The following is a 20,452-nucleotide window of genomic DNA, read 5'->3' on the forward strand; positions in this document are numbered from 1 at the left end:
ATTAACTTCTCAAATATGCTGTTACTTTAATTTCTACTACTAAATCTGGATGTGGTAATTGATGAACAGCAACTGTAGTTCTTGTTGGTCCGGTTTGCTTATCGAAAAACTCTCCATAGGCTTTATTATAACCTGCAAAATCATTCATACTTACTAAGAAAGTAGTGACATCTACAACATCTTTTAAACTTGCTCCAACCGTTTGTAAGTTTCTATCAATATTTTTTAAAACTTCTCTAGTTTGAACTTCAATATCTATTTTTTTAGTATTCATTTCGTCAATAAGTTCAACTCCAGCAATTGTATTGTCTGGTCTTCTAGAACTTGTTCCTGAAACAAATATAAAATCTCCTACTACTTTTACATGTGGATATGCTCCTCTTGGCGTTACTTTTTTTTCCATTTTTTATTTCTTCATTATGAGATTCTGAAATACCGAAAATATATTCAACTCTGGTTAATTCAGAATAACATTTAATTAATCTCTTTTGCTAATGTTAATAGCTTTAAGGTTGTTTTTAAATTCCTTGTGGTTGCTATTACATTCAGTTTCTTTTCAAACAAATTATTCGTCAATTTTGTTTTTCCATAACCTCCGACTGCATTTACATATGTGACATCATCAATTACTTCATAAGTATCAGCTTTCGCATCAATAGCAAAACTTTTAATTTCAGGAATTGCCGATAAAAATGTAAAATATTGTTGTTTTTCTTCTACTTCTGAATACGGATTATTAGCTATTGCTTTTTCCCATTGAGAAACTGTTTTAGCTAACACCGGAACATCGTAACCGAATGTTTTTGCTATTCCTTCTTTGATTGTATTTTCGACTTCTAAAGTTTCTTTCGAAGATTTTAAAACAATATTTCCGCTTTGGATATACGTTTTTACTTCAGAAAATTCTAAACCTTCAAGCATAACTCGTAATTCTTGCATAGGAAGTTTATTTTTTCCTGAAACGTTTATTCCTCTGAGTATAATAATGTATGTTTTCATTTATTCTTTGTCAGGTCGAGCGCAGTCGAGACCTATTATTTCAAATTGTATTTTGAATGAGTTGCATTTCTACATTCTGATAAGATTTTTAACATATCAAAATCTCCATTAGCTAAAGCTAACTTTTTCTTTGAACTCCATTTCTTTATTTTCTTTTCAAAAAATATAGCCTGTTCAACATCATTAAAAACTTGGTTAAAAATTAATTCAACTGGTCTTTTTTTATAGGTAAAACAGTTTTTATTAATGCCGTTTTCATGTTCTTCAAATCTTCTTTGAATATTATTCTTTAAACCTACGTATAATAAGCTGTCTGAACATTTTAACATATAAACATAATATTTTTTCATAATAACCTCTCGACTTACTTCGTAAGCTATCTTCGTTTAAAAGATTTTAACTCAATAATGCTCGAGGTGACATTTAGTTTATTTTTACTATATATCTGGAACTACTATTTCAATCCAGCAATTTTATCTTCAGCAAGAATCTCTTTTGTTTCGTGATTTACTTTATTCAATACGATTTCTAATTCTTGTGTAGACATATTTTCTGAAGTTGAAACCTCAGCATCAGCAATTAAATTTAATAACGCTTTATCTTGTGCTCGTCCTTTTTTCATTGCTTCGTTGTAACCAATATCTTCATTAAAAGTTACCATAGAATATTTTGAATAATACGATTCTGGAAACTTTTCTTCTAAATCCATCTCTAATTTACGTTTTTGTTTGAATAATGGATTTGCAACATGATCTCGCATTTCGTAGTAATTGTCGACAGCCAAATCAGCAATTGCATCAGTATCTCTTTTACGTTCTTGTTGATACGTTTTAAACACTTGCTCCCAATCACCTTCGAATCGTTCTAAAACACCATCAAAAACAGCCACATCTTCAAAAGAAGCATTCATTCCTTGTCCGTAAAAAGGCACAATTGCATGAGCTGCATCACCGATTAATAATGTTTTGTTCTTATACATCCAAGGTGAACATTTTACTGTTCCTAGAGATCCTGTTGGATTATTGAAAAATTCGTCTTTTATGTTTGGAATTAAAGCTAATGCATCTGGGAATTGAGTTTCAAAGAAATGTGTAACTTCTTCTTCTGTAGTTAAGTTTTCGAAATTAAACTTTCCTTCTTCATAACTTAAAAACAAGGTTACTGTAAAACTTCCATCTAAATTTGGCAACGCAATTAGCATATATTCACCTCTTGGCCAAATATGTAAATGATCTTTACTGATTTGATGATTGCCTAATTTATCTGCTGGAATTTCTAACTCTTTATATCCATGTGTTAAATAATCTTGACTATAACTGAATAGAAATTTACGTTCTAAATAATAACTTTTTCGAAGTATTGATCCTGCTCCATCTGCTCCAAAAATAATATCTGGATTAACAGAAAATTCTTCATCAGTTTCATAACTTTTGAAATGAGCTACAGTATTTTCTATATCTATTCCTGTACACTTAGCATTGAAATGTATGTTTACATTTTCGTGTTTTTCTGCTTCATCAAGTAATAAAGCATTTAAATCTTGACGCGAAACTGAGTTTATATATTCTCCTGCTCTTCCTGAATAGTTAGAGGCAAAAGTATTTCCTTCAATATCATGAATTAAACGCCCATACATTGGAATACATAATGCTTTCGCCTGTTCTTCAACACCAGCTAATCGTAATGATTTTAATCCTCTATCAGATAAAGCTAAGTTAATTGATCGGCCTGCAGAAATATCTACTTTTCGTAAATCTGGTCTGCTTTCGTATACTTCTATTTTATATCCTCGTTGCGCTAAACGTAAAGCTAATAAACTTCCACATAAACCAGCTCCAACGATTAATATTTTGTCTTGTTTCGTCATGAGTAATTAATTTTTAACGAATCTGTATTTTTTTAAAAAACCTTTTCTTCAAGATATAATTGACTATTTAAAATTGATTCATAATACATATGAAAGGCTACATAAATACTTAATAACTCTTTATCTTCTTTTAACATTCTTGTAATTAAATCTTCATGTAATAAACTTTTAGCAACAATTGCACTTGAAATGTTTACCTCTTTATCATTTAACACTATAAAAAAGTCTTTAAATATTTCTGTTTTAGCTACACTTTCTAGACAAGAAAGATAATTTCCTTTTGCAATTTCATAATCTTCCTGTTTTAGTATTAATTGATCTGTTTTATTAATAGTCCAAAAGCTATCTATCTTATTTAATTTTCTCAATTTATCTATAAATTGCACCGCTTTAGCATTAGATTCTAACATTACTAAACTATCTGATGCAATTGTTAAATCTTCAAGATATACTTTATAGTTTTGCGCTAAATTCTTTTTTGAATAAAATTTCACTAAAGCTTCCTCAAAAATTATTTTCCCTTCATATAGAAGTTCTACTTCATTTTCATCTAAACATTGTTTCAAGTTTTCTTTACTTTTATTTGAACAACTAAATAGAAAAATTAAGATTGTAATACATATAAGACGCTCCATTTTACAATAAGCTTTTTAAAATCTCGACCATTCTAAATACATCTTCAAAACTGTTATACATTGGCACTGGTGCACAACGAATAACATCTGGCTCTCTCCAATCGGTGATAATATGATGATCTGTTAATTTTTGATGTAAACTTTTATCTGCATGTTGTACTTGAATTGATAATTGACAACCTCTTTCTTTTGGATTAGAAGGTGTTATGATTTTAATTCTATCAGTATCAATTTGATTAATCAAATACTCAAAATATCCGGTAAGCTTTTCTGACTTTTCTCGTAGTGCATCCATTCCTACAGTATCAAATAAATCTAAAGACGAACGAATTGCTGCCATTGATAAAATTGGCGGATTTGATAATTGCCAACCTTCTGCACCAGACATTACATCAAACGGTTGGCGCATATTGAAACGTGTATCCTTATTATGATTCCACCAACCTGCGAATCTTGGTAAATCTCTGTTATGCGCATGTTTTTCATGAACAAATAATCCTGATAAACTTCCTGGTCCAGAATTTAGATATTTATAAGTACACCAAGCGGCAAAATCTACTCCGCTATCATGTAAATTAGGTTGAACATTTCCTGCTCCATGAGCCAAATCGATTCCAACAATACAGTTCTTAGCATGACCAATTTCTGCAATACGTTTAATATCTAAATATTGACCTGTATAATAATTTACGCCGCCGATTAATAGTAACGCAATTTCATCTCCTTGTTCTTCAACTATAGTTTCTAAATCTTCTATTCTCAATAACTCTTCACCAGCTCTTGGTTTCCATTCTACCAATCCGTTTTCAATATCGAAACCATGAAATTTTAATTGTGATTGTACTGCATATCTATCAGAAGGAAAAGCATCACTTTCAATGACAATCTTATACTTTTGCTTGGTTGGTTGATAAAACGAAACCATTAACAAGTGTAAGTTTGTTGTTAACGTATTCATAACTACAACTTCCAATGGTTTAGCACCAACAATCTTTGCCATTTTTTCTGTTAGAAACTCATGATAAGGCAACCATGGCGTTTCTCCTTCAAAATGGCCCTCTACTCCATATTTTGCCCAATCATCTAATTCCTGCTGAATGTATTTTTGTGTTTGTTTTGGTTGTAATCCTAGTGAGTTTCCTGTAAAGTATAACCAGTCATTTCCTTTATCATCTTTAGGAATATGGAACTGGTTTCTTAAATATGAAAGTTCATCTTCTTTATCTTGTTGTATAGCGTATTCTAACGTGTTTTTATACATATTTAATTTCTTTTTACACTTATAAAAAAAGTTTTAAGAACATCTTTTTATTTGAATAATTAAAAAATAAGTGTTTCACTAAATAAAACGGTGTTTTATAAATTTAACACTTTTTTATTATTTTAGCAAATGAATAAAAATTACTTTCTTTTGAATAATCAGAATAATGATAAAAAATTAAATCAATCTATCATTAAAGCATTTGTTTTACTTGATGCATTCTCTCATGAAAAACACACATGGGGAGTTAGAGAATTAGCACAAAAAACTGGTTACAACAAGAGTACAGTTTATAGATTACTACATACTCTTAATTCTTTAAATATTGTTTATCAGAATTCTAATGAAAAATATAGTTTAGGAAGTAAACTATTTGAGCTAGGCAATCGTGTATCTTTATATAAAACATTAATTAAATTAACCAATACAGCTATTAAGAAAGTAGCATTAGATATTCAAGAAACTGTTTTATTAAGTATAATTAAAGAATATCAAGTTTTTCATATAAATAAAGCTGATAGTTTACATGGTTTAAAAATTAATACTTCTATTGGTTCTTATCAACCTATTCATGCTACAGCCTCCGGAAAACTTTTACTTGCATATTTACCTGTAAATGAACAAGAAGAAATATTAAGTAATATCGATTTAAAACCTCATAACGATAATACCATAACCAACATAAGTAATTTTAAAAAAGAATTAAAGCTTATTAAAAATCAAGGATATTCTTTAGACATGGAAGAACTTGAATTTGGACTTGTATGTATTGCTATTCCCATTAAAAATAAAACAGGAACTGTTATAGCTTCATTAAGTGCTTCAGGACCTTTAAGTAGATTTAAAGTTGAAAATATTACTCAATATATTAACATTTTACAAAAAGGAGTTCTTGAAATTGAAAACGAATTAAGTGACTTTAACGATTTATAGAATATAACTAAACTTTATATTTTTCAGTTTTATTTTGAATTTTACTATAAATTTAAAATATTAACTACTCCTATTTCATTAAAAACAAACATACTTCATAGCTTAAAACTACACTTTCATACCTTTCTTTTATATTCTTAAGCTTTTTATAATAGCTTCAAATTGCTTTTTCAATAACTTTAAAACCATTATAAACTAACTAATATTAAATAATTATGAAGCTTCTTAAATTAATTTTCACTTTTTTAATTGGTGTATTATCAATTATATCCTGTAAAAAAGAAAAAAAAGAAATAAAGAAAATTGAAAAAGAGATAGTAACGTACATTAAAAACGAAATTGAAGATTTATGTACAGCAAAATCATCGTGGTTTACTATTGATCCAACTACAGGAAAAAGAAAAACCAAAGCTCCAGAAGAAGGGCAATCTAGTGTTTTTGGTAACAATAAAACGGTTTCAAATTGTGATTTTCATCAATGGTCTTGGCAAAAATTTCTTTGGTTAACAAATGACATCAACGGAAAACCCTTGTTTATGAGAGAATTAACTCAAGTTGATAGTCATAATGTACCTGTAACTCAACCTGAAGGTCAGGATAAAATTATTCTTACAGCTCAAGAAAACCTTCAAGCAACAGGCGATATTCTTAAATCAAATAAGGCTTTTAGTACAGACAACACAAGTTATGATGTTTATTATTCTATTCATGTAAATGATACATTATACAAAAACATTGAACATTATGCTAAAATGGAAGCCAGTAAGTATGTTGATGCAACTTTCCCTGTAAGCTCATTAGAATTAAAGGTTGCTTGGGTTGATGCAAAAGCTATTAAAGATACAAGTTCTTATTTCTTAACAGATGCTGTAATTAATGGTAACGATACACAAATAGCTTTGTTAGGTATGCATGTAGTTGGTGTTGTATACAATCACCCAGAATTTATTTGGGCTACTTTTGAACATGATGATTTAGCACCTTATTATGATTGGAAAGCAACCACTACATCTGATGTACCAGTTACATCTGCCACGAATAAATTATTTTTCAACAAAGATGCAACAGGAACAATTGATAATCTTGCTAGTCATTTTAATGACCCTTCCAAAGATAATCCAAATGTTTTTGCAGTTAACAAATATGGAGTACCTCGTCAAGCAGGAAATACTTTTTTAGCTACAAGTCAAGATGGAAAACAAAACTTTGATAATATTGAAATTATTAATGAAAGCGTAAAACTTCAATTAAAAGATGTTTGGAATAATTATTTTTATAATGGTTCAATTTGGATTGATACCGAAGGATACAAATACCCTACTGAACAAGCTAAATTATTAAATACTTTAGGAAATAATTTAAGTAATTCTGCTCCTGGCAAATTAACTCGTGGATCGGTTGCAGCATATAATATTACAATGGAAACATATGAGCAATTAGGCTTTGTTCCACCAAAAGCTATACACGAACAATCTGTTAAGACAATGGGGAATTGTTTTTCTTGTCATAGTAGTAATGGATCTAGCGGTTCTCCTTTAAATATAAGTCATATTTTTAATGGTGCTGTTGATCGTAACAACAAGTTATCTAAAAAACAAACAAAACAAAAACACTTAAATGAAATACTAAATATTGTCAAGAAAATGAAATAATTTTCAATTAAAAAGTTTAACCAAACTTTATATTTACTACTACTAAAACCTTGTTGATAAATGCTTCAACAAGGTTTATTTTTTTTTAAAACTCTTATTATACAAAAACACTCTTTGATGAATCTTTTAACTACACTTGTGCATTTTTATATCAAAAGTAAATAAAGCATTTGTAATTTTAATGTAATAAATAACCAACAAAATCGAGTCATGAAATCAATAAAACTAATCACTTTAATTACTTGTATGATTGTATTTGTATCATGCAATAATGAAAAAAAGAAAGAAGAAAAGAAATACACAAAAGTTTCTAATAACTATGGATATCCAATGGACTCTATAACTATTAATAAATGGATTACTTCTAATGATCTTAAAGCTATGTATAAACATAGTTGGTATATTTGGAAACATTTAACTACGAGTGTAGAGGATAATAAATTAAGATATCAAACGTGGTCTAGTCCTTCTCAAATTGTTGACAAACTAAATAGTTCATCTAAAAAAAATAAAACTGAAACTCTCTTTGAAAAACCTCATCAATTTACACACCATAACCCTGAATTTGTTACCGATGATTTAAGCATTGTTGTTACCGTAGGTTATAACGAGGCTTCTGAAAAATTTGCTCTTGATAATAAAATATTTTATTTATCTAGTTTACAAAAAATGCAAAAAGATCCTTATAGTAAAATTCCAGATTTTCCTTCGGATGCAATAAACATTAAACCTGTATATAAAATTATAACGGAAGATAAAATATACGATGGTATGTATACAATGTCAGCATGGAATGGTCCAAAATCATATGATGATGGTTATCCTCAAAGTAAATGGAAATCTTGTATTCACATAAATTTAAACGAAAAGAAAAACAATCCAAATGGCCGTTTAGACTACAACTGTAACAATATTAATGAAAACAACACATTTTACTTAGATGATTTTATACATTTTAAAATTTCAAAAAAACAAGCAGAATCTTATAATCAACAAATAAACAATGCTGATATAAAAGCTAAAGAAGGAGATATTGCTCTTTTAGTGGCAATGCATGTTACTACAAAAGAAATTAAACGTTGGACATGGCAAACCTATTGGTGGTCACCTACACCTTTAAATCCAAGAAATCCTAGCTCTAATGCAATTGCTTCTTCTAAAAAAGGAATTAAACTTAAAGGTGCAGCTACGCATTACGCTATGGCTGTTGCTTATTCTATGATAACACCTAGCCAACCATACATTAATGGTAAAAATGAAGGAAACCCTTTAATTGCTTTCAATCCATACCTAGAATCTCATTTTGGGAGATTTGGATCTGACAGTTATGTTATAAATAATGGCAATAAAATAAACACGAATTTAGGTGTACATTCTAACTGTATGTCATGCCATATGGTTGCAGCTATCGACACCAAAAAAGGCTCAAGCTTTAACGGACCTAGTTACCAAGGAGACAAATACACAAGTTATAAAGATCCAGTATTAAAAAATAGATTAATGCTAGACTTTGCTTGGTCTATTCAAGGGAATTTACAAAAATCTAAATAACAATTATTCTATTACAATTAAAAAGCCTTGTTAAAAACAAGGCTTTCGTTTTTTAAATTTATTTCTATCCATTAATCTTGTGAATTAAAACTCCATATTAATTCCAATTTTCATATCGCTTATTCCATTTTTTTCATACCTCTTAAAGTAGAACAGTAAATTTAATACATAAGAAATACTTATCATTAAAGCTTTTATTATGAAAACTGACACCACAATTTCAAAGTACGCATTAGCGTATTCAAATTATCATGATTTATTAAATAATACATTATTAGCTGAGTCTCCAAACTATTGGCAAGCTGGTTGTATTTTTGATACTGTTTTAGATTTCCTTGCTCTTTCTATTGCCAATTCTTTAGATAACACTGAAGATATTAATATTACTAAAACAGAAGCTCAAAAAGCTGTATCTGATGTTTTAGCAAAATACAATTGTGATATTATTTTTAACCAAAATGGAACACAACAAGTACCTGCTAATGTTTACTACAACGGAACAAGTACAATTCCAGGAACTGCTCAGTGTGCAAATTGGTATGACGATGCTGGTTGGTGGGGTATTGCCTGTTCTAAAGCTTATGATCCTTTTTATGAAAAATTATTTACTCCTGAAACTAAGGTAAAGGCTCAAAATATAGCTAAAGCGTGCTGGATCGCAATGGAAACAGGTACATATACACAATATGGTGGGGCTCCAAATGTATACCTAACTGCTATAAACCAAAACAGCCCTTATATTAACAAAACTGCACCTAGATACGAAGGAGGAGTTTGGCAAGCTAATTTTGGTGATCCCTTAACTGCAAAACTCGGTCCTTTTCAAGATAGTGTAGTAAATGGGTTATGGTTCACTTTATCTACTCGATTATATAAAATATCTGAAGATTTTGAATTACAAAAACGTATTTCTCCATACATTGATTCTTTTGTATCTTTTTTTAAACAATGGATAACTGATTCTGAATACAGTATTTTATTCAAAACTGGAGAGCAATCAGGACTAATTAGAGAACGATATCCTGCCTATAACAATAGTGTTCAAAATTATGGAGGAAGTACTCTAGTAAATCCTAATTCTTGGTATGAAGCAAATACATGTTGGGCAGGAGATCAAGGATTATATCTAGGTGGATTTTATGAATATTCAACGATAATCTTATCTGAAGAAAGTTTTGCTAATGAAACGATGAATGTAATTTTAAGTGGAATCCCTAATATGACTACCACTAATCCAATTACTCCCATTCAAAATAATATTATAGCTCCTTGGTTCCCTTACACTCCTAATAACGGACTTAAAGTTACTGATTCTGGTGATTATGCTTCTGGATCAGGTATCTGTATGCGTTATTTATTATATGGGTATTTAAAAGGTAGTAACCCAATCTCTGAAAAACTTTCTAACACTTCCGACCCTTTATACTCACTTATTCAAACTTCAGCAGAAGCATGTTTAAATAAAACCTATCCTCAATTTGGAAATATATCATTTGATAAATTTAATAGCCTTTCTATTTTAACTCTCTCTTTAGCTTTACAAATGAAGAAGTAATAATCAATAAGTCGTCCTAAAATAGGTTGAAAGATTTATCTTAACCTATTTTAGGACGACTCAAAAAAGCTGTAAATAATGTATTAATACAATACTCTAAAACGTATTGTTCCTTCAACATTCTTTAATTCTTGAATTACATCTTGATTATAATCTTTATCTACATCTGTAATAACATATCCTACTTTAGGATCTGTAGATAAATATTGCCCAACAATATTTAATCCGTATTCCGCAACAACTTTATTAATTTTAGCCATTACACCAGATACATTTTTATGCATATGCAAAAAACGGTGTGAATTTTGTTGTTTTGGTAAACGAATATTTGGAAAATTTACAGCATCAACAGTATTTCCTGAATTAACATATGCCATAATTTTTCCGGGTACAAAATCTGCTATATCTCTTTGAGCTTCTTCTGTACTTCCACCAACGTGAGGTGTTAAAATAACATTTGGTAATCCCTTTAACTCTGTATAAAACTCTCCATTTTTCCTAGGTTCTTCAGGATAAACATCTACTGCAGCACCAGCTAACTTACCAGATTTTAATGCTTCTGTTAAAGCAGGAATATCTACAACAAAACCTCTTGATAAATTTACTAAATGAGCTCCGTCTTTCATTTGTGAAATTTCTTTAGCACCAATGTAATTTCTATTTAAAGAGTTATCATCTACATGTAAAGTTACTACATCAGAAACAGCTAGCAAATCTACTAAAGAGTTCATTTTAGTAGCATTACCTAAAGCTAACTTATCTTCAACATCATAATAATACACATCCATCCCTAGGGCTTCAGCTAAAACAGATAATTGTTTTCCGATATTCCCATATCCTACAATACCCAACTTCTTTCCTCTTACCTCTTTTGAGCCTTGTGCAGTTTTATTCCATTCACCGTTATGAATCTCTGTGCTACGCTGAAAAACACTACGCATTAACATAATTATTTCTCCTATGGCTAACTCTACAACTGATCTGGTATTACTATATGGTGCATTAAAAACAACTATTCCATTTTCTTTACACGCATCTAAGTCAATCTGTTTAGTTCCAATACAAAACGCTCCTACAGCTAATAACTTTGGAGCATTTTTAATTACTTTTTCAGTAATTTGTGTTTTAGATCGGATTCCTATTACGTGTACATCTTGTAGCTTCTCAATTAACTCTTCTTCTGAAAGACTTCTACTTACAGTTTCTACTGTAAAACCATCATTTGTAAATTTCTTATACGCATCTGCATGTATATTTTCTAATAATAGCATTTTGATACGATTTTTCGGATATGATATATTTCTTGGCAAATCGTTTATAAATAAAAATTCATCTAAATTTGGTGTAATATAATCTGCGTTTTTAATTGTTTTTTCACGCTGAACATTTTCTGTATAAGCAAAAAATTTATCGGCTACTCCTGCTTCTTTAGTTATATAATCACTATAACCATCGCCAATTACCTGAATTTCTCCATCTAATTGTAAGCCTTGTAAGCAAGCTATTTTTCCATTGTGCACAGAAAGAACATTGTCTCTGTCAAATCCTATAATTTCATCATTTTCACTAAACTCGAAAGTATTAGCAAATACTCTTTCTGCTGGAATGTTGTATTCTGCAACTATAGGAATGATAAATTCTTTGAATCCTGCTGAAATTACATAAATATTTTCTGAATACGATTCAAAAAATTCTTTATTTCTTTCAATAGAACTGGACACTCTTTTCTTTAATTCTTGAATTAACAGATTTAAATCGGATCGCTTTGCATTAAGTAATTTTATTCTACGTTCTAACGACTGGGTAAAGGAGATTTCCCCATCAATCCCTAGGTTTGTGATTTTGATAATTTCATTAATTACCTCTTCTTTTTTTGGATTGCTTGCTAATGTTATTTCAGCTAAAACATCCAACGCTTCTACTTTTGTAAGCGTACTGTCGAAATCGAAAATATAATATTTACTCATGGCTTTTAATTATCCATTCAAGTCTGAAAATTACAATCTATTTAGTAGACATAAAACACAAATTTTGAGAAATATAATATTTTTATCAGTCTGATAATAAATATCATATATTTTATGAATATGTTAAAACTCTAATCCATAAAAAAAGATAAATTAATAAAAATTCACCTTTTAAATTTATACTTAATTTTTTCATCTTATAATTCACAGAATTGTAAATTATAGTTATTATCTATTATTATTTAATTTGTTTAAATATTAGTTTACAAATAGATTTACAAAACTTAAAGAATAAATGTATTAATAAAGATATTTTAAACATTAAAAAAGCTCACCATTTAGGTGAGCTTCAGAGATTATCTAATTAATTTTTTATACTTAATACGTTTAGGCATAATATCTCCACCCAATCGTTTCTTTTTATTTTCTTCATATTCAGAGAAAGATCCTTCGAAGAAATACACTTGAGAATCTCCTTCAAAAGCAAGAATATGTGTACAAATTCTATCTAAGAACCAACGGTCGTGAGATATGACTACTGCACATCCTGCAAAGTTTTCTAATCCTTCTTCTAAAGCTCGAAGTGTATTTACATCTAAATCGTTGGTAGGCTCATCTAATAATAGTACGTTTCCTTCTTCTTTAAGCGTCATGGCTAAATGTAAACGGTTACGCTCACCACCAGATAAAGTATTTACCTTCTTATTTTGCTCACTACCAGAAAAATTAAATCGACTTAAATATGCACGAGAATTTACTTGCTTCCCTCCCATCATTACTAAATCTTGACCATCTGAAAAGTTCTCCCAAATAGATTTATTAGGATTGATATTAGCATGGTTTTGATCTACATATGCAATTTTAGCAGTTTCTCCAACTGAGAAAGTTCCAGCATCTGGATTCTCTTCTCCCATGATCATTCTAAAAATTGTTGTTTTACCGGCACCGTTTGGTCCAATAATACCAACAATTCCTGCTTGAGGTAAATTAAACTCTAAATTCTCATATAATAACTTTTCACCAAAAGCTTTAGAAACACCAGCAGCTTCGATTACATTAGTTCCTAAACGTGGACCATTAGGGATGTAAATCTCAAGCTTCTCTTCTGTTTGCTTTTGATCTTGATTCATTAACTTATCGTAGTTCTTTAAACGAGCTTTTGATTTTGCTTGACGCCCTTTTGGTGCCATACGAACCCATTCTAACTCTCGTTCTAAAGTTTTCTGACGCTTAGAAGCAGATTTACTTTCTTGTTCTAAACGTTTTGCTTTTTGATCTAACCAAGAAGAATAATTTCCTTTCCAAGGAATACCTTCACCTCTATCCAACTCTAAAATCCAACCTGCTACATTATCTAAGAAATAACGGTCGTGAGTTACGGCAATTACGGTTCCTTTATATTGTGCTAAATGATGCTCTAACCAATGTACAGATTCAGCATCTAAGTGGTTGGTAGGCTCATCTAATAATAATATTTCAGGTTCTTGAAGTAATAATCTACAAAGTGCAACTCTTCTTCTTTCTCCTCCTGATAAAACACCTATTTTTTTATCAGGATCTGGAGTACGAAGTGCATCCATTGCAATTTCTAATTTGGTATCTAATTCCCAAGCGTTAGTTGCATCGATTTTATCTTGCAATTCTGCTTGACGATCCATTAATTTTTGCATTTTATCAGCATCAGAATACACTTCTTCTAAACCAAACATATCGTTGATTTTATTGTATTCATCTAACACTTCTACAACTTCGGCAACTCCTTCTTTTACGATTTCAAGTACAGTTTTGTCTTCATCAAGTTGAGGTTCTTGCTCTAGATATCCTACTTTATACCCAGGAGAAAAAACAACATCTCCTTGATAATTTTTTTCTACTCCGGCTATAATTTTAAGTAAGGTAGATTTACCCGATCCATTTAAACCTAAAATTCCAATTTTTGCTCCGTAAAAAAAACTTAAATATATATCTTTTAAAACTTGTTTTCCAGTTGATTGATAGGTTTTAGAAACCCTGTTCATGGAAAATATGACTTTTTTATCGTCTGACATTTATGTAGCGGTTAATTTTGTTTATAAAATTTATTTGAGAAGTAATTATTTGTTTTATACACGGCCTTTTAAAGCATTAAAAACCCAAGCTATGGCAAAGAATCCTAAACCTATTGCCGCAAAACCCCAGCCTATGTCTTCGTATCTGTATGCTCCTAATCCTATTAATAAAAATCCAATAAAAATCATTAAAAGTGTGGCGTAAGCCAACACTGTGTTTTTGTTCATTGCCATATATCTATCTTTTAATGCGCTTCCACAAATCTGGTTTATACTAAGCCTATCATTCTCTTGAGATAAACATATAAATGCCTTAGTATTTTACGCAAAATGAAATACAAATATCGAGAAATATTTATATTATTCAAGAATAAATTAACGGTTCTATATAATTGAGTTATTTATTTTCGTGCAAGTTTTCTTAGTGCAACCCATTGTTTCATCATTTCTCTTGACTCACAAGCTGGATATCCTACAACAGTTTTTCCTGCAGCAACATCTGAAATAACACCTGATCCTGCACCTACGGTAGCACCAGAATGTATAGTCGTATGATCTTTTATAGATGCACTACCTCCAATTACAACTCCATCTCCTAAAGTAACAGAACCTGCTAAACCACTATTTCCGGCCATGATACAGAATCTTCCTAAAACAGAATTGTGACCTATTTGTACTAAATTATCTATTTTACAACCGTCTCCTAATATTGTTGAGCTAAATTTGCCTCTATCTACACATGAATTTGCCCCAATTTCTACGTTATTTCCTATGATAACATTTCCAATATGAGGAATTTTTGTTAATCCTTGTTCACTTGGTCTATACCCAAATCCATCGGCTCCAATACTCACATTAGTATGAAAGATACAATTATTACCTATTTCACTTCGCTCACGAATCACTGTTCCAGACCAAACGATTGTATTAGCTCCAATCGTTGTATCATCAAAGATTGATACATTCGGATATATTATTACATTATCTCCTAAAACAACATTTTCTCCTATAAAAGAATTTGCACCAACCTTACAATTGTCACCTAATTTTGCTGTCTCACTTATTACAGCTGTAGCATGAATATCTGTAGAAAAAAATGGTAATTCAGCTTGAAAAAGTTCTAATACTTTTGCCATTGCTAAATCTGCATTTTTAACTTTAACAAAAGCTCTACCTTCTCCTGGTTCTATTGTTATTTTCTCATCTACTATGGCTGTCTTAGCTTCTGATTTCTCCCATAAACGTGCATACTTACTATTTCCTATAAAAGTGATATGATTTTTAGTTGCTTTTTCTATTTGTTCTGGAGCATGTATTTTTTCAGTACAATTACCTATTAAATCTCCTTTTAGAAAAGTAGCGATTTCGTTTATTAGATATGATTTCATGAGCGTATTATAATTCTAGTTTTTCTTGATTTTCCTTTGAAGGAAGAGTGATTCTTTATAGTTTTTTATAATTGAGAAGCTAATCTACTTCCTTGATCTATAGCACGCTTAGCATCTAATTCAGCAGCTACATCTGCACCTCCAATTACATGAACTTTAACTCCTTTAGATTGTAATGGTTGTAGTAATTCTTTAAATGGTAATTGACCTGCACAAATAATTACATTATCTACCTCTAAAACTTTCTGTTCTTCATTTTGAGTGTAATGTAAACCTTGATCATCTATTTTATCATATTGTACTTCATTAATAAATTGTACATTCTTTTTCTTTAGGTTTGCTCTATGAATCCATCCTGTAGTTTTCCCTAAATTACCTCCAAACTTTCCTTTACTTCTCTTGAACATAAAGATTTCTCTTGGAGAAGGATGTACATGTTTTTCTACACCTTCAATACCACTTCTAGCTGCTAAACTTTTATCAATTCCCCATTCATTTAACCATGCATCTATATTTTGAGAAGTACTTTCTCCTTCATGTGATAAATATTCAGATAAATCGAATCCAATTCCTCCAGCTCCAATTACAGCGACTCTTTTACCAACTTCTTTTTTAAGTTTTAAAACATCTATGTAATTCAATACTTTTTCATGATCTACTCCCGGAATTCTTGGTGTTCTAGGTGTAATTCCTGTAGCTAAAATTACTTCATCAAAATCTCCTTGTGCTAAATCTTCAGCATTTACTCTAGTATTCAACTTCAAATTAACATTGTGAAGTTCTATTTGTTTACCGAAATATCGAATCGTTTCATAAAACTCTTCTTTACCTGGAATTTGTTTAGCTATATTAAACTGTCCTCCAATTTCACTTTCACTATCAAACAAAGTAACTTCGTGTCCTCTTTGCGCTGCAACTGTAGAAGCAGCCAAACCAGCCGGACCAGCACCTACAACTGCTATTTTCTTCTTTTTATCTGTTGGTAAATAGTTTAATTCTGTTTCGTGGCAAGCTCTTGGATTTACTAAACAACTTGCTACTTTTTGTTCAAAAACATGATCTAAACAAGCTTGATTACAGCCTATGCAGGTATTAATTTCGTCGTCTTTTTCTTGTTCTGCTTTATTCACCCATTCTGGATCAGCTAAAAATGGACGAGCCATAGAAATCATATCTGCATGACCTTCTGCTAGAACTTTTTCAGCAGTTTCTGGCATATTAATTCTATTCGAAGTAATTAAAGGAATAGAAACTTCACTTTTCATCTTTTTAGTCACCCAAGTAAAAGCTGCTCTTGGTACCGAAGTTGCTATTGTAGGAATTCTAGCTTCGTGCCAACCAATTCCTGTATTGATAATTGTTGCTCCTGCTTTTTCTATTTCCTTTCCTAACATTACGATTTCATCCCAAGAACTTCCGTTCTCTACTAAATCCAACATAGAAAGTCTGTAAATAATAATAAAATTTTCACCTACTTTCTCTCTAGTTTGTTTAACTAATTCAATAGGTAAACGCATACGGTTTTCGTAGCTTCCTCCCCAATCATCGTTTCTTTTATTAGTTCTTTTTGCAATAAACTGATTAATTAAATACCCTTCAGATCCCATAATTTCGACTCCATCATAACCTGCTTCTTTTGCTAAAACAGCAGACTTAACAAAATCTTTAATTGTCCTTTTAATACCAGATTCTCTAAGTTTAAATGGTTTAAAAGGTGTTATTGGCGATTTAATTGCAGATGGAGCTACATTAAGTGGATGATAACCATACCTACCTGCATGTAAAATTTGCATACATATTTTTCCTCCAGCCGCATGAACAGCTTCTGTAATTACTTTATGTTTTTCTGCATGTTTTTTTGTACTCATTCTAGCAGAAAAAGGACCTGTCCATCCTTGAATATTTGGAGCAATTCCTCCAGTAACGATTAATCCTACTCCTCCTTTTGCTCTTTCGGCATAAAATCTGGCTATTTTATCGTATCCATTTTTCTCTTCTTCTAAACCAGTATGCATAGATCCCATAAGGATTCTATTTTTAATTGTTGTAAAACCTAAATCTAACGGCTCAAAAATATTCTTGTACTTAGTCATTCAGTCTGATTTTAAATTTTATTATGCATGCATAATAACTGCAAGATACTTTTATTTTTCGAATTTGTAAACCTTAACTTTCTTTTAATCTTATTTTTTTATGTTATAAATTAATGAAAACATAAATTTGCTAACCTTTTTATAACTAAAAAATAAATGATAAAATTTTTATTAACTCTTTTAATTTTTACTTGTACTTGTAGTTATTCTCAATCTACTTCAATTCGTATTGATGGAAATTTTGATGATTGGACTTCTGAATTAACAACCTTTACTGATACAAATGAATCTCTTGATGGTATTGATTTATTAGAATTTCAAGTAACGAACGATGCTGAATATTTATATATTAAAGTTAAAGCAAATAAAGAATTCGATTTAACAGATGGAAATATAATTCCACATAATTTTTTCATGTACTTAGACACTGATAATAATTCTAGTACAGGATTTAGAGTACGAGATGACTATGGCGCTGAACTAGGTATTCAATTTGGAGAACGTGTATTATTCAATAATTTTGTGAACACTCCAAAAACACAAGTTAATTTTTCTGAAGTAGGTTTAAGAGCTGCACCAACAGTAACATCAAAAGAATTTGAAATTGCAATTCCTAGAGCAAGTATACCTGATGGAATTAATCCATTATTTCCTTCTTCTTCGGTAAAAATCCTAATTCGTAATAGAGCTAACTTTGATTGGTTACCTAATTTAAATAGTGTATTCACTTACACCTTTGATGAAACCCCTACAACTCCTTATCAACCTATTGATATTAATAAGTCTGATAATTCTTACATAAGAATTGTAGCGTATAACACAAAATTAAATTCGTTATTAGACACCAATAAATTAGATGAATACGAACGATTAATAAAAGTTATTCAACCAGATATTATTGGTTTTGTAGAAAGTGCAGACACGACTACAGAATACATTAAATCTTTATTTGATTCGTGGATTCCTTTAGAAACTTCTAATGGATGGTATGTTAAAAAACATGGTGGAGAAGTAACTGTTTCTCGTTGGAAAATTACTCAAGAATGGGATTTAGATCGTCAATTCCCAGTACTTATAAATTTACCTGAAAAATATGGAACAGATTTATTATACACCAATGCACACTTAAATTGTTGTGGAGCTGATGACAGAAGACAAAGGCAAGTTGATGAATATGCTGCTTTTGTTTTAGATGCAAAATCTCCAGGCGGACAAATTACTTTACCAAAAAATACTCCAATTGTATATTCTGGTGATTTAAACTTAGTTGGACTTTCAGATCAATTAGCAACTTTATTAACTGGACAAATTAAAAATGTAAGTACTTATGGTTCTGGTGCACCTTTAGATTGGGATGATACAGATTTTAAACACGATAATGCTTTACAAACAGATATTCCTATGGCTTACACATGGAGATCTGATGGTTCTAATTTTCCTCCAGGTAAACTAGATTTTATTATTTACTCTGATTATGTTTTAAAAGCGGAAAAGACCTTTGTAATTCAAACTGAAGAAATGCCTAGTGAACGATTAAATTTATTTGGGTTACAAGAATTTGATACTAGCACAGCTTCTGATCATTTTCCAGTAATAGCAGATTTTTCTATTAATAGAAATACATTGAATACTGATGAAAATTTTGCTTTCATAAATAAGATTTTTCCAAACCCGGCAACTAATAAAATTAATATTCAACTTAATGTTTTTGACACATATAATATTCGTTTATACAATGCCGTTGGAAATTTAATTTTAACTACTGAAGAAGAAACAAACTCGATAGAATTAGATATTAATACTATATCTGTAGGACTTTATCATTTAGCAATTACGAATTCAAAAGGAGAACGAAAGTTTATAAAAGTCCTTAAAAAATAAAAATTAAACTTTTAATTATAAAAAAGACTGTCTAAAATTACTTAGACAGTCTTTTTTGGTTTTACTAAAACTCTATAACGATTACATCTATTATCATTCCATTAGCACATCTAATGATAATAATAATAATTATCTTTTTCCCGTGAATCGTTTTTCCTTCAAGTTTATAAACAGGCTCTCTTTCGAATCTATGCGGTACGTTAATCACATTACCATCTTCCATTCTATGCTCTGCTAAACCAACTCCTGAGAATTCATCTTTTACAATTCTGTAATCCAGTAACTCTTCCTTTTTAATATCAGATTTTTCTAAAAAGTCTTCTAAAGTAGGCTCTGCTTGTATTCCTTTTGGATTCATTGGGTATTCATGAGCTTTAACAACTCCATACTTTTCATGATAATCCAATCGTAATTTCTCTTTAGTACCTTCTCTTTGTACTAAAATAGTTTCCGTTTCTTCATTCATATCGTTTATCTCGTTTTTTTCACAAGATGTCATCATTAACGATACAATAAAAATAATTGCGATGCTTTTAAAAATTTTCATATTATTAATTTTAATCGGTTAATACGTTACAAATCTAAAACACGATAACACACTAACTAACAATAATTTAACTAT

General features: G+C 30.2%; 17 protein-coding genes. 5 read left to right on the forward strand and 12 right to left on the reverse strand.

What is annotated here, in order from left to right:
* Position 1 precedes the first annotated feature (1 nt).
* From ACSIGC_RS04830 to kynU, 6 genes are all read right to left on the reverse strand, one after another.
* The gene (locus ACSIGC_RS04830) at positions 2–403 is read right to left on the reverse strand and encodes a RidA family protein (RefSeq protein ID WP_442267026.1); all 402 of its coding nucleotides are present in this window, start codon (positions 401–403) and stop codon (positions 2–4) included.
* A 71-nt stretch (positions 404–474) separates the two neighbouring features.
* A complete protein-coding gene (locus ACSIGC_RS04835) occupies positions 475–999 on the reverse strand; it encodes a DUF1697 domain-containing protein (protein WP_442267027.1) in 525 nt (174 codons plus the stop codon).
* A 35-nt stretch (positions 1,000–1,034) separates the two neighbouring features.
* On the reverse strand, positions 1,035–1,349 hold the full coding sequence (locus ACSIGC_RS04840) for a GIY-YIG nuclease family protein (protein ID WP_442267028.1): 315 nt from the start codon (positions 1,347–1,349) through the stop codon (positions 1,035–1,037).
* Positions 1,350–1,453: 104 nt separating this feature from the next.
* The gene (locus ACSIGC_RS04845; RefSeq protein WP_442267029.1) at positions 1,454–2,866 is read right to left on the reverse strand and encodes an FAD-dependent monooxygenase; all 1,413 of its coding nucleotides are present in this window, start codon (positions 2,864–2,866) and stop codon (positions 1,454–1,456) included.
* A gap of 32 nt (positions 2,867–2,898) precedes the next feature.
* A complete protein-coding gene (locus ACSIGC_RS04850) occupies positions 2,899–3,432 on the reverse strand; it encodes a hypothetical protein (RefSeq protein WP_442267030.1) in 534 nt (177 codons plus the stop codon).
* Between the two features lie 70 nt (positions 3,433–3,502).
* Complete coding sequence (gene kynU / locus ACSIGC_RS04855; RefSeq protein WP_442267031.1) at positions 3,503–4,762, reverse strand: kynureninase; 1,260 nt, start codon at positions 4,760–4,762, stop codon at positions 3,503–3,505.
* Between the two features lie 150 nt (positions 4,763–4,912).
* Between kynU and ACSIGC_RS04860 the strand changes: the two genes are divergently transcribed.
* The 4 genes from ACSIGC_RS04860 (at position 4,913) to ACSIGC_RS04875 (ending at position 10,453) form a co-directional block, all read left to right on the forward strand.
* Positions 4,913–5,695 (forward strand): IclR family transcriptional regulator, encoded by a 783-nt coding sequence (locus ACSIGC_RS04860; RefSeq protein ID WP_442267032.1) that lies wholly within the window; start codon positions 4,913–4,915, stop codon positions 5,693–5,695.
* A 215-nt stretch (positions 5,696–5,910) separates the two neighbouring features.
* The gene (locus tag ACSIGC_RS04865) at positions 5,911–7,347 is read left to right on the forward strand and encodes a hypothetical protein (RefSeq protein ID WP_442267033.1); all 1,437 of its coding nucleotides are present in this window, start codon (positions 5,911–5,913) and stop codon (positions 7,345–7,347) included.
* A gap of 210 nt (positions 7,348–7,557) precedes the next feature.
* A complete protein-coding gene (locus ACSIGC_RS04870) occupies positions 7,558–8,898 on the forward strand; it encodes a hypothetical protein (RefSeq protein ID WP_442267034.1) in 1,341 nt (446 codons plus the stop codon).
* 199 nt (positions 8,899–9,097) lie between these two features.
* On the forward strand, positions 9,098–10,453 hold the full coding sequence (locus tag ACSIGC_RS04875) for a hypothetical protein (RefSeq protein ID WP_442267035.1): 1,356 nt from the start codon (positions 9,098–9,100) through the stop codon (positions 10,451–10,453).
* Between the two features lie 83 nt (positions 10,454–10,536).
* Here ACSIGC_RS04875 and serA read toward each other — a convergent pair whose 3' ends face one another.
* From serA to ACSIGC_RS04900, 5 genes are all read right to left on the reverse strand, one after another.
* Positions 10,537–12,420 (reverse strand): phosphoglycerate dehydrogenase, encoded by a 1,884-nt coding sequence (gene serA, locus ACSIGC_RS04880; RefSeq protein ID WP_442267036.1) that lies wholly within the window; start codon positions 12,418–12,420, stop codon positions 10,537–10,539.
* A gap of 356 nt (positions 12,421–12,776) precedes the next feature.
* On the reverse strand, positions 12,777–14,468 hold the full coding sequence (gene ettA, locus ACSIGC_RS04885; protein ID WP_442267037.1) for an energy-dependent translational throttle protein EttA: 1,692 nt from the start codon (positions 14,466–14,468) through the stop codon (positions 12,777–12,779).
* 54 nt (positions 14,469–14,522) lie between these two features.
* Entirely contained in the window at positions 14,523–14,702 is a 180-nt protein-coding gene (locus ACSIGC_RS04890; protein ID WP_442267038.1) for a CAL67264 family membrane protein, read from the reverse strand.
* A gap of 167 nt (positions 14,703–14,869) precedes the next feature.
* Positions 14,870–15,856 (reverse strand): UDP-3-O-(3-hydroxymyristoyl)glucosamine N-acyltransferase, encoded by a 987-nt coding sequence (lpxD, locus tag ACSIGC_RS04895; protein WP_442267039.1) that lies wholly within the window; start codon positions 15,854–15,856, stop codon positions 14,870–14,872.
* Positions 15,857–15,921: 65 nt separating this feature from the next.
* Positions 15,922–17,949 carry an oxidoreductase gene (locus ACSIGC_RS04900; protein ID WP_442267040.1) on the reverse strand — a complete coding sequence of 676 codons (2,028 nt, stop codon included), beginning with the start codon at positions 17,947–17,949 and terminating at the stop codon, positions 15,922–15,924.
* Positions 17,950–18,105: 156 nt separating this feature from the next.
* On the opposite strand from ACSIGC_RS04900, the gene ACSIGC_RS04905 reads away from it, so the two are divergent.
* A complete protein-coding gene (locus ACSIGC_RS04905; RefSeq protein ID WP_442267041.1) occupies positions 18,106–19,830 on the forward strand; it encodes a T9SS type A sorting domain-containing protein in 1,725 nt (574 codons plus the stop codon).
* A gap of 64 nt (positions 19,831–19,894) precedes the next feature.
* On the opposite strand, the gene ACSIGC_RS04910 is transcribed toward ACSIGC_RS04905, so the two are convergent.
* Positions 19,895–20,377, reverse strand: coding sequence for a hypothetical protein (locus ACSIGC_RS04910; protein ID WP_442267042.1), 483 nt, complete (start codon positions 20,375–20,377; stop codon positions 19,895–19,897).
* Positions 20,378–20,452: the final 75 nt, after the last annotated feature.

Origin of the sequence: Tenacibaculum aquaeponti, from assembly GCF_052084715.1 — a bacterium.
Classification (GTDB): domain Bacteria; phylum Bacteroidota; class Bacteroidia; order Flavobacteriales; family Flavobacteriaceae; genus Polaribacter.